This is a genomic window from Mycobacterium sp. SMC-8, assembly GCF_025263565.1.
GTDB lineage: Bacteria > Actinomycetota > Actinomycetes > Mycobacteriales > Mycobacteriaceae > Mycobacterium.
The window spans coordinates 5323028-5333101 of record NZ_CP079865.1 but is presented as its reverse complement, the minus strand read 5'-3'; the positions used below and the strand labels follow the sequence as shown (position 1 = coordinate 5333101).

12 protein-coding genes and 1 tRNA gene are annotated in these 10074 nt (G+C 69.9%); 9 read left to right on the top strand and 4 right to left on the bottom strand.

Annotated elements, in window-relative coordinates; translation table 11 throughout:
* Positions 1–3 precede the first annotated feature (3 nt).
* Positions 4–89: transfer RNA gene (locus tag KXD97_RS25725), tRNA-Leu, on the bottom strand.
* Positions 90–170: 81 nt separating this feature from the next.
* Here KXD97_RS25725 and KXD97_RS25720 point away from each other — a divergent pair.
* Both KXD97_RS25720 and KXD97_RS25715 read left to right on the top strand, forming a co-directional pair.
* Positions 171–1517, top strand: a complete 1347-nt coding sequence (locus KXD97_RS25720; protein ID WP_260753430.1) for a M20/M25/M40 family metallo-hydrolase — start codon at positions 171–173, stop codon at positions 1515–1517.
* 27 nt (positions 1518–1544) lie between these two features.
* On the top strand, positions 1545–2081 hold the full coding sequence (locus KXD97_RS25715; protein WP_260753428.1) for a YbhB/YbcL family Raf kinase inhibitor-like protein: 537 nt from the start codon (positions 1545–1547) through the stop codon (positions 2079–2081).
* A 121-nt stretch (positions 2082–2202) separates the two neighbouring features.
* On the opposite strand, the gene KXD97_RS25710 is transcribed toward KXD97_RS25715, so the two are convergent.
* The 3 genes from KXD97_RS25710 to KXD97_RS25700 are packed head-to-tail and all read right to left on the bottom strand — an operon-like array spanning position 2203 to position 4559.
* Positions 2203–3267 carry a quinone-dependent dihydroorotate dehydrogenase gene (locus tag KXD97_RS25710; protein WP_260753427.1) on the bottom strand — a complete coding sequence of 355 codons (1065 nt, stop codon included), beginning with the start codon at positions 3265–3267 and terminating at the stop codon, positions 2203–2205.
* Complete coding sequence (locus KXD97_RS25705) at positions 3268–3507, bottom strand: DUF5703 family protein (protein WP_260758152.1); 240 nt, start codon at positions 3505–3507, stop codon at positions 3268–3270. It lies immediately after the preceding gene.
* A gap of 17 nt (positions 3508–3524) precedes the next feature.
* Positions 3525–4559 carry a hypothetical protein gene (locus KXD97_RS25700; RefSeq protein WP_396884560.1) on the bottom strand — a complete coding sequence of 345 codons (1035 nt, stop codon included), beginning with the start codon at positions 4557–4559 and terminating at the stop codon, positions 3525–3527.
* A 123-nt stretch (positions 4560–4682) separates the two neighbouring features.
* Here KXD97_RS25700 and KXD97_RS25695 point away from each other — a divergent pair, with 123 nt between their 5' ends.
* The 7 genes from KXD97_RS25695 to mshC are packed head-to-tail and all read left to right on the top strand — an operon-like array spanning position 4683 to position 10072.
* Positions 4683–5006, top strand: coding sequence for a hypothetical protein (locus KXD97_RS25695; protein ID WP_260753424.1), 324 nt, complete (start codon positions 4683–4685; stop codon positions 5004–5006).
* Between the two features lie 54 nt (positions 5007–5060).
* The gene (locus tag KXD97_RS25690) at positions 5061–5891 is read left to right on the top strand and encodes an undecaprenyl-diphosphate phosphatase (RefSeq protein WP_260758150.1); all 831 of its coding nucleotides are present in this window, start codon (positions 5061–5063) and stop codon (positions 5889–5891) included.
* The gene (locus KXD97_RS25685; protein ID WP_260753422.1) at positions 5888–6592 is read left to right on the top strand and encodes a histidine phosphatase family protein; all 705 of its coding nucleotides are present in this window, start codon (positions 5888–5890) and stop codon (positions 6590–6592) included. Before KXD97_RS25690 ends, KXD97_RS25685 begins: the two co-directional genes overlap by 4 nt.
* A 19-nt stretch (positions 6593–6611) precedes the next feature.
* Positions 6612–7196, top strand: a complete 585-nt coding sequence (locus KXD97_RS25680) for a DUF3090 domain-containing protein (protein ID WP_260753420.1) — start codon at positions 6612–6614, stop codon at positions 7194–7196.
* A complete protein-coding gene (locus KXD97_RS25675) occupies positions 7183–7989 on the top strand; it encodes an SCO1664 family protein (protein WP_260753414.1) in 807 nt (268 codons plus the stop codon). Before KXD97_RS25680 ends, KXD97_RS25675 begins: the two co-directional genes overlap by 14 nt.
* A gap of 17 nt (positions 7990–8006) precedes the next feature.
* Complete coding sequence (locus KXD97_RS25670; protein ID WP_260753413.1) at positions 8007–8786, top strand: 3'(2'),5'-bisphosphate nucleotidase CysQ; 780 nt, start codon at positions 8007–8009, stop codon at positions 8784–8786.
* Between the two features lie 47 nt (positions 8787–8833).
* Positions 8834–10072, top strand: a complete 1239-nt coding sequence (gene mshC / locus KXD97_RS25665) for a cysteine--1-D-myo-inosityl 2-amino-2-deoxy-alpha-D-glucopyranoside ligase (RefSeq protein WP_260753411.1) — start codon at positions 8834–8836, stop codon at positions 10070–10072.
* Positions 10073–10074 lie beyond the last annotated feature (2 nt).

The following is a 10074-nucleotide window of genomic DNA, read 5'->3' as shown; positions in this document are numbered from 1 at the left end:
GAGTGTCCGAGGGGGGACTTGAACCCCCACGCCCGTTAATAGGGCACTAGCACCTCAAGCTAGCGCGTCTGCCATTCCGCCACTCGGACCTGCTGTGCGGCGCTTAAGGCTAACGGATGAGCCGCCCCGGGCCCAAACCAGCCGAGCACGGCAGTGTTAGAAAGGGACATGTGAGCGGACTTTCCGATGGTGGCGTCACGCCGGCCGACGAGGTCGTCGACCTTGTCAGCACGCTGATCCGGTTCGACACCTCCAACACCGGGGAGCCGGCCACCACCAGGGGCGAGGCCGAATGCGCCCGCTGGGTGGCCGATCAGCTCGCTGAGGTCGGATACACCTGCGAGTACGTCGAGGCGGGCGCGCCGGGCCGGGCCAACGTCTTCGCCCGGCTCGAAGGCGCCGACCGCTCCCGAGGCGCGCTGATGCTGCACGGCCACCTGGACGTGGTGCCCGCCGAGGCGTCGGACTGGAGCGTGCACCCGTTCTCCGGCGCCGTCGAGGACGGCTACGTCTGGGGCCGCGGCGCGGTCGACATGAAGGACATGGTCGGGATGATCATCGCGGTCGCCCGGCACTTCAAACGCCACGGCATCGTGCCTCCGCGAGACCTGGTGTTCGCGTTCGTCTCCGATGAGGAGGCCGGCGGCAACTACGGCTGCAAATGGCTCGTGGACCACCGGCCGGACCTGTTCGACGGCGTCACCGAGGCGGTCGGCGAGGTCGGCGGGTTCTCGCTGACCGTGCCGCGCCGCGACGGCGGCGAGCGGCGGCTGTACCTGATCGAGACTGCCGAGAAGGCGATGCTGTGGATGCGCCTGACCGCGCGCGGCCGCGCCGGGCACGGCTCGATGGTGCACGACGACAACGCCGTCACCGCCGTCGCCGAGGCGGTCGCCAAGCTGGGCAGGCACCGGTTCCCGATCGTGCTGACCGAATCGGTCGAGCAGTTCCTCACCGCGGTCGGTGAGGAGACCGGCTACACCTTCGACCCCGCGTCACCCGACATCGAGGGCACGGTCGCCAAACTCGGCGGGATCGCCCGCATCGTCGGCGCCACGCTGCGCGACACCGCCAACCCGACGATGCTCAAGGCCGGTTACAAGGCCAACGTCATCCCGGGCACCGCCGAAGCCGTCATCGACTGCCGGGTGTTGCCGGGCCGACTTGCCGAGTTCGAGCGGGAGGTCGACGAGCTGATCGGCCCCGACGTCCAACGCGAGTGGATCACCAACCTGCCGTCGTATGAGACGCCGTTCGACGGTGAACTGCTGGATGCGATGAACGACGCGATCCTGGCCACCGACCCGGATGCGCGGACCGTGCCCTACATGCTGTCCGGGGGCACCGACGCAAAACACTTCGCCCGCTTGGGGATTCGCTGCTTCGGCTTCGCCCCGCTGCGGTTGCCGCCCGAACTGGACTTCGCCGCCCTGTTCCACGGCGTCGACGAACGGGTACCCGTGGATGCGCTGAAGTTCGGCGCGCAGGTGCTCGAGCACTTCCTGCTGCACTCGTAGTAATCCGACTGAAAGGGATCCTCCGCCATGGCGTTCGACTACGACCCGTACTCGTTCCTTCCCCCATTGCCCACCTTCACCGTCACCTCGCAGTCGTTCGACGACGGTCAGCCCTGGGGCAAGGATCAGGTCAGCGGCATCATGGGTGCCGGCGGGTCCGACATCTCGCCGCAGCTGAGCTGGTCCGGGTTCCCCGAGGAGACCCGCAGTTTCGCCGTCACGGTCTTCGACCCGGACGCCCCGACGGTCTCCGGGTTCTGGCACTGGGCGGTGTTCAACCTGCCCGCGACGGTCACTGACCTGCCCGCAGGTGTCGGCGACGGCAGCGCGAGCGGATTCCCCGGTGACGCGGTCACTCTGGCCAACGACGCTGGGCTGAAGCGCTTCATCGGCGCCGCCCCGCCGGCCGGGCACGGCCCGCACCGCTACATCGTCGCCGTCCACGCGGTCGGGGTCGAGAAGCTCGGTGTGCCCGCCGACGCCACCCCGGCCTACCTCGGGTTCAACCTGTTCGGGCATGCGATCGCCCGCGCGCTGATCACCGGCACCTACGAACAGAACTGACGCAGAGCGCTCCGGACCACAGTCGTTTCACCTATCCACCTTTTGCAGGGAAAGTGCGAGAGAACGCCTGCAAAGCGTGGATAGGTGGGGCCTGTGGGACCTGACGTGCCCTCGTGCCGGTTCACTTGCCCATCGTCGAGCCGACCGCCTCTGTGAGGCAGGAGAATCCGTTCTCGCGGAGGCGGGCGGCGATGCCGTCGTTGAGGGTCTTGGCCCACAGCCCACCGCCGTAGACGAACCCGGTGTAGCCCTGCAGCAGTGAGGCGCCGGAGGTGATGCGCTCCCAGGCGTCGTCGGCCGTCTCGATGCCGCCCACGCTGACCAGTGCCAGACGGTCGCCGACGCGCGCGTACAGGCGGCGCAGCACCTCCAGCGCGCGGCGCGCCACCGGAGGGCCGGAGACCCCGCCGGCGCCGAGTTCGGCCGCTCCGGGTGTGGCGAGGCCGTCACGCGACACGGTGGTGTTGGTCGCGACGATACCGGCCAGCGCGAGATCGACTGCGAGATCTGCGATTTCGTCGATGTCCTGATCGGCCAGATCAGGTGCGATCTTGACCAGCACCGGGGTCGACGTCTCGGCGAGCACCGCGGACAGGATGGGCCGCAGCGACTCCACGGACTGCAGATCGCGCAGACCGGGGGTGTTGGGCGAGCTGACGTTGACCACGAGGTAGGACGCCAGCGGGCCGAGCAGTCGCGCGCTCTCGGCGTAGTCCTCGGCGGCGCGCTCGGGCGGGGTCACCTTCGTCTTGCCGATGTTGACGCCGACCGGCACGTCGGGCGCATGGCGTGCCAGCCGGGTCGCCAGCTCACCGGCCCCGTGATTGTTGAATCCCATGCGGTTGAGCAGCGCCCGGTCGGCGGGCAGCCGGAACAGCCGCGGAGACGGATTCCCGGGCTGCGCCTGCGCCGTCACGGTGCCGATCTCGGCGAAGCCGAAACCCAGTGCGCCCCAGGTGTGCAGCCCGAGTCCGTCCTTGTCGAATCCGGCCGCCAGGCCCACGGGTCCGGGGAAGTGCACCCCGAACACGGTGCTGGCCAGAACGGGATCGTGCGGGGCCAGTCGGCGGGTCAGCTGCCGGCGCAGCGGTGCGGGCCGGGTGGCGGCCCGCAGACCGCGAAACACGATCGTGTGGATGCGTTCGGCCGGCGCCAGAAACAGCGCCTTGCGCAGTGCGGTGTACATCTACAGCCCCGGCTGGTCGGGCCCGGGGGCGGCATCGGGGCGCTTCTTGCGGCGCAGCAGCACGCGCCTCGACCCGTCGGTGTAGAGCCGGACCCGGGTCAGCTCCCAGCCGCGATACTCCGCCTCGATCGCCAGCCGCGTGGAAGCCGTGACCCGCGTGACCTCCGGTGGCAACTTCAGCGGGATCCACTCGTAATCGCCCGGATCCTCGGCCACCGCCTTGCTCCACGCCGCCGGCATCCGTCCGCGTGCGGCGCTCACGGCGCGGCCTCCGGGATCACCTGCACACCGGCTCCCGCGCCGGACACCACGTAGAGGGTGTTCGACGTGTCGTCGAATGCCAGGGAGTTCGGTTGCCGCACGGTTCGATATCGCACCTTCTCGACGGGGATGCCGGTTGCCAGATCGTATCCAACGACGGTGTTCGTCGCGGTCTGCGCCACCCAGGCCAGACCGTTGCGGCCCGCTGAGCCGGCCACCCCGTACGGGGAACCGGGCACCGGGTAGCGCTGCCGCAGGATCAGCGGGTTCAGGCCGTACACCAGCAGTTCACCGCCGCGGGTGTCGGTGACCAGCACGCGTCCGGCGCCGTCGGCGGCCATCGTGGTGGCGCCCTCACCGGCGCGCAGCGCGTGTTCGGACTTGGTGCCCTCGACGTTCAGGCTCGTCACCGAGGTCTGGCCGCGGTCGAGCACCACCGCGGTATCGCCCTGGGTGACAAGGGCATCGACCCGGGCGAAGATCTTCAGCTGCGCGCCGACCGAACGCTCGGAGGCCAGCGTATACACCGTCCCGTCGTCGCTGCCCAGCACCAACCGGCCGTCGGAGCGCCGGGCGATCGCGGTGAAGTCCACCCCGTCGTGACCTTCGACGTCCACCTTGGTGGCCGCGCCGGCTGCGATGTCGAACCGGTAGTAGCCGCCCCGGGTCGACAGGAACGCCCGGCCCTCGCCGTCGGTGGTCACCGCCGTCGCCGGGCCGGCCAGCGTGACCGGGGTCTGCGTGCCGGAGCGCCCGAGGACGGTCAGCGTCGCACCGTCCGAGCCGGGGGAGAGCACCAGCAGCGACCCGGTCGCCGCGTCGAAGGCCGCGGTCAGCGCGTCGGCGGCCAGCGGAAACACCTGTCCTTCGGGGGCCGTGGTGACCGGCGGCGAGTCCGCGGCGCGCGCGGGCTCGATCGTCGGGGGAGGCGCGTCCACCGGATTCGACGAACAGCCGGTCACCAGCGTCAACGCCAACGCAGCGATCCCCAGACGAACCAGGTGACATGGTGAGTTTATGTGGCGCGACAACGGGTAGCTCTCGGTTCGGGTTCGGCGGGGATCGATTCGGAGAGTCAGTGTATGCAACGTCGTAACGGTGGTCCGGTGGCGTCGGGGCTCCTCGGTGCGTCCAACGGCGGTATGGTCCATACCATGACCCTCACAGCTGACAGCGACGTCACTGGCCGGGGCTTCACGGTCGAAGTCATCACCACCGGCGTGCACGCCAGCGGTTTCGGCGAACTCGGCGACGGGCGCAGCTTCGCTTTCTGCGCGTCCCACTCGGACCGTCAGGTGACATTGGTCGTCGAGGTGTACCGACCCCGGCTGCGCAATCCGGTCCCGCAAGCCGAAGACGTGGTGGCCGTCGCGACCCGCAAGCTCACCGATATCGACATGACCGACGAGCGCAGCGTGATCGCCGCCGTGCGCGACGCGGTCGCCGACGCGCAGCCGGTCAACCGCAACGGCCGCTGAGCGCGGCCCGGCCCGCGCCACGGTACGGTCGTCGTCGTGACGGGGCTGGCGGAGATGTCGTGGCTGCAGGTCGTCGTCCTCTCAGTGCTGCAGGGACTCACCGAATTCCTGCCGGTGTCCTCGTCGGGACACCTCGCGATCGCGTCGAAGGTGTTCTTCGACGGTGACGCGGGAGCGTCTTTCACCGCGGTGAGCCAGCTCGGCACCGAAGCCGCGGTGCTCGTCTACTTCGCGCGCGACATCGTGCGGATCGTCAAGGCCTGGTTCGCGGGGCTGTTCCGCGCCGGCGAGCGCAACGCCGACTACTGGCTGGGCTGGTGGGTGATCATCGGCACGATCCCGATCAGCGTGGTCGGGCTGCTGTTCAAGGACGAGATCCGTACCGGCGCGCGCAACCTGTGGCTGGTGGCCACGGCACTGATCGTGTTCTCGTTCGTGATCGCTGCCGCCGAGTACGCCGGCAGGCAGACCCGGCGCGTCGAGCAACTCACATGGAAGGACAGCGTGATCGTCGGTCTCGCGCAGTGCCTGGCCCTGGTACCCGGGGTGTCGCGGTCGGGCGCCACGATCAGCGCGGGCCTGTTCCTCGGTATGGAACGCGAGCTCGCCGCCCGTTTCGGGTTCCTGCTCGCCATCCCGGCGGTGTTCGCCTCGGGGCTGTTCTCGCTGCCCGACGCGTTCAACCCTGCTGGAGAGGGCATGAGCGCCAGCGGAGCTCAGCTTCTCGTGTCGACCGTGATCGCGTTCGTGGTCGGATACGCCGCGGTGGCGTGGTTCCTGCGGTTCCTGGTGCGGCACAGCATGTACTGGTTCGTCGGCTACCGCGTGCTGCTCGGCAGCGTGGTGCTGATCCTGCTCTCCACGGGGGTGGTGGCCGCGACATGACTGTCCTGCTACTGCGGCACGGCCGCTCGACCTCGAACACCGCACACACGCTTGCGGGGCGCTCCGCGGGCGTCGACCTCGACGACCGCGGCCGCGAACAGGCCTCGGCTTTGGTCGAGCGGCTCGGTGAGCTGCCGATCCGGGCCATCGTGCGCTCGCCGCTGCTGCGGTGCGAACGCACCGTCGAACCCCTGGCCGCCGCGCTCGGCCTGGAGCCTGTCGTCGACGACCGCATCACCGAGGTCGACTACGGATCCTGGACCGGCCGCAAGATCGGCGACCTGGTCAAGGAGCCGCTGTGGGCGGTGGTGCAGCAGCAGCCCAGCGCCGCGGTGTTCCCCGACGGCGAGGGGCTGGCCGGGGTGCAGGCACGCGCGGTCGCCGCGGTGCGGGAACACGACCGCAGGCTCGCCGACGAACACGGCGGTGACGCGCTGTGGATCGCCTGTACCCACGGCGATGTGATCAAGTCCGTCCTGGCCGACGCGCTGGGCAGCCACCTGGACAGCTTCCAGCGCATCAACGCCGACCCGGCGTCGGTCAGCGTCGTGCGCTACACCCCGCTGCGCCCGTTCGTCATCCACGTCAATCACACCGGTGTGGCGCTGAACGCCACGCTGTCGGCCCCACCTGCTGCCGACAAGCCCGACGCCGGCGAGGTCCCCAGCGGAGACGCCGTGGTCGGCGGATCCACCGGCTGACGGTATTTTGGAAACTGCCATGGCCCGCGAAATCCACGTCTTCCGCACACCCGACCGCTTCGTGGCTGGGACGGTCGGCGAACCGGGAAACCGGACGTTCTACCTACAGGCCGTCCACGACAAGCGGGTCGTGTCGGTGGTGCTGGAAAAGCAGCAGGTGGCCGTGCTCGCCGAGCGCATCGCCGCGCTGTTGTTGGAGATCAACCGCCGCTTCGGCACCCCGATCCCGCCCGAGACCGGCGAGGTCGACGACCTCAGCCCGCTGATCACCCCCGTGGACGCGGAGTTCCGGGTGGGCACCATGGGGCTGGGCTGGGATTCGGAGGCCCAGACCGTCGTCGTCGAGCTGCTCGCCGTCTCGGAGACGGAATTCGACGCCTCCGTCGTCCTCGACGACGCCGAGGAGGGACCCGACGCGGTGCGGGTGTTCCTGACCCCCGAGTCGGCCCGCCAGTTCGCCGCCCGGTCCAACCGGGTGATCTCGGCCGGGCGCCCGCCGTGCCCGCTGTGCGAGGAACCGCTGGACCCCGAGGGCCACATCTGCGTCCGAACCAACGGTTACCGGCGCGGTGCACTCTCCGGTCCCGACGATGACGAGCTCTGAGGTCCTGCAGCGCGGCGAGCTGACCGTGCTCGGCCGGATCCGATCGGCGAGCAACGCCACGTTCCTGTGCGAGGCCACCCTCGGCGAGATCGTCACGCACTGCGTCTACAAGCCGGTCCGCGGTGAGGCCCCGCTGTGGGACTTCCCCGACGGGACCCTGGCCGGACGCGAGGTCGCCTCGTACCTGGTGTCGGCGGCACTGGGCTGGAACGTGGTGCCCTACACCATCATTCGGGACGGTCCGGCCGGGTCCGGCATGCTGCAGCGCTGGGTCGACCAGCCCGGTGACGAAGACCCGGACGCCGAGGCCGATGCCGGTCCCGACCTGATCGACCTGCTGCCCGCGGGGGAGATCCCGCCGGGGTTCCTGCCCGTGCTGCAGGCTTACGACTACGCCGGCGACGAGGTCACCCTGGTGCACGCCGACGACGTGCGACTGCGCCGCATCGCGGTGTTCGACGTGCTGGTCAACAACGCCGACCGCAAGGGCGGCCATGTGCTGCACGGTGTCGACGGATGCGTCTACGGCGTCGACCACGGCGTCACGCTGCACGTCGAGGACAAATTGCGCACCGTGTTGTGGGGGTGGGCGGGCAAACCGGTCGACGACGACATGCTCGCCGACATCGCGGTTCTGGGCGGGAAACTCGACGGCGACCTCGGGGCCGAGCTGTGCGGGCTGATCACCCCCCGTGAGGTTGCCGCCTTGCGGTCCAGAGTCGTTGGCCTGCTGCGCAATCCGGTGATGCCGACACCCGACCGGCGACGGCCGATCCCATGGCCGGCATTCTGACGTGATCTACTTGCCGGGTGACTCTCACCGACGCAGCACTGGCCGCCGCGGTGGCCGAAGAGGCCGGTGAGCTGCTGCTGGCGATGCGCGAGCAGTTCGGGTCCGGAGCGTTCTACGACCCGTACGACCTCGGCGACGCCGGGGACATGCGCGCCAACACGCTCATCCTGGACCGGCTGCACGAGACCCGTCCGCACGATGCGGTGCTGTCCGAGGAGGCTGTCGACGACGTGTCGCGCGTCGACGCCGACCGGGTGTGGATCGTCGATCCCGTCGACGGCACCTATGAGTACTCGATGCCCGGCCGCACCGACTGGGCGGTGCACATCGCGTTGTGGCAACGCTCGTCGGCGCACGGCACGCCCACCATCACCGACGCCGCCGTCGCGTTGCCCGCCCGCGGCGAGGTCTACCGCACCGACACGGTCAGCCCGCCGCCGCGGCGCCGCGAGGGCCCCATCCGTGTCACCGCCAGCTCCAACCGCCCGCCCGCGGTGCTGTGGCGGCTGCGCGAACACCTCGACATCGAGTTGGTCCGGATCGGCTCGGCCGGTGCCAAGGCGATGGCGGTGGTGCGCGGCGACGTCGACGCCTACCTGCACGCCGGTGGTCAGTGGGAGTGGGATTCGGCCGCGCCCGCCGGTGTGCTGTGGGCCGCCGGGATGCACGCCTCCCGCATCGACGGTTCACCGCTGATCTACAACCGACGCGATCCCTACCTCCCGGATCTGTTGATGTGCCGACCTGAGTTGGCCCGGGTCCTGCTGGAGGGGATCTGGTCGGCCAACCGGGAATGAAACAGCCGTCGGAATTGTCGGTTTCGACGATGTCTAGAGTCGAGGCTATGCAATCGTGGTCCGCGCCGAACGTGCCGGCGCTGCCTGGGCGAGGGCCGCAGTTGCGGCTCTACGACAGCGCGGATCGTCAGGTGCGGCCGGTGGCGTCCGGCGCCACCGCGACGATGTACGTGTGCGGGATCACCCCGTATGACGCCACCCATCTCGGGCACGCCGCCACCTACCTGACGTTCGACCTGGTGCACCGGCTGTGGCTCGACGGCGGCCACGACGTGCACTACGTGCAGAACATCACCGACGTCGACGACCCGCTGTTCGAACGGGCACAGCGCGACGGCATCGGCTGGCGCGAGCTCGGGGACCGCGAGACCGAGCTGTTCCGCCAGGACATGGCGGCCCTGCGGGTGCTGCCGCCGCGCGACTACGTCGCCGCCACCGAGGCCATCGCCGAGGTCATCGAACTGGTGGAGAAGATGCTGGCCTGCGGCGCGGCATACGTGGTCGACGACGCGCGATACCCGGACGTGTACTTCTGCGCCGACGCCACCGTGCAGTTCGGTTATGAATCCGGCTACGACCGCGCCACCATGCTGGCCCTGTTCGGCGAACGCGGCGGCGACCCGGACCGGCCCGGCAAAAGCGATCCGCTGGATGCGCTGCTGTGGCGTGCCGAGCGTCCCGGCGAACCCAGTTGGCCCTCGCCGTTCGGTCCCGGGCGGCCGGGCTGGCACGTCGAGTGCGCGGCGATCGCGCTCAGCCGCATCGGGACCGGCCTGGACATCCAGGGCGGAGGCAGCGACCTGATCTTCCCGCACCACGAGTTCTCCGCCGCGCACGCTGAATGCGTCTCGGGGGAGCGGCGTTTCGCCCGGCACTACGTCCACTCCGGCATGATCGGCTGGGAGGGCCACAAGATGTCGAAGAGCCGCGGCAATCTGGTGCTGGTGTCCCAGCTGCGCCGCGACGGAGTCGACCCCGCCGCCGTCCGGCTCGGGCTGTTCGCCGGCCACTACCGCGAGGACCGCTTCTGGAGCGCCGACGTGCTCGACGAGGCCCTGGCGCGGCTGCACCGGTGGCGCAGTGCGACGGCCCTGGACGGCGCGCCCGACGCCGCCGATGTGGTGGCCCGCGTGCGCCGCTACCTGGCCGACGACCTCGACACCCCGAAAGCTCTTGCGGCGCTGGATGGTTGGGCCACCGATGCGTTGTCTTACGGCGGCCACGACGAGACCGCGGGCCAGACGGTGGCCACCGCGGTCGACGCGCTCCTCGGCGTTCAGCTGTAAAC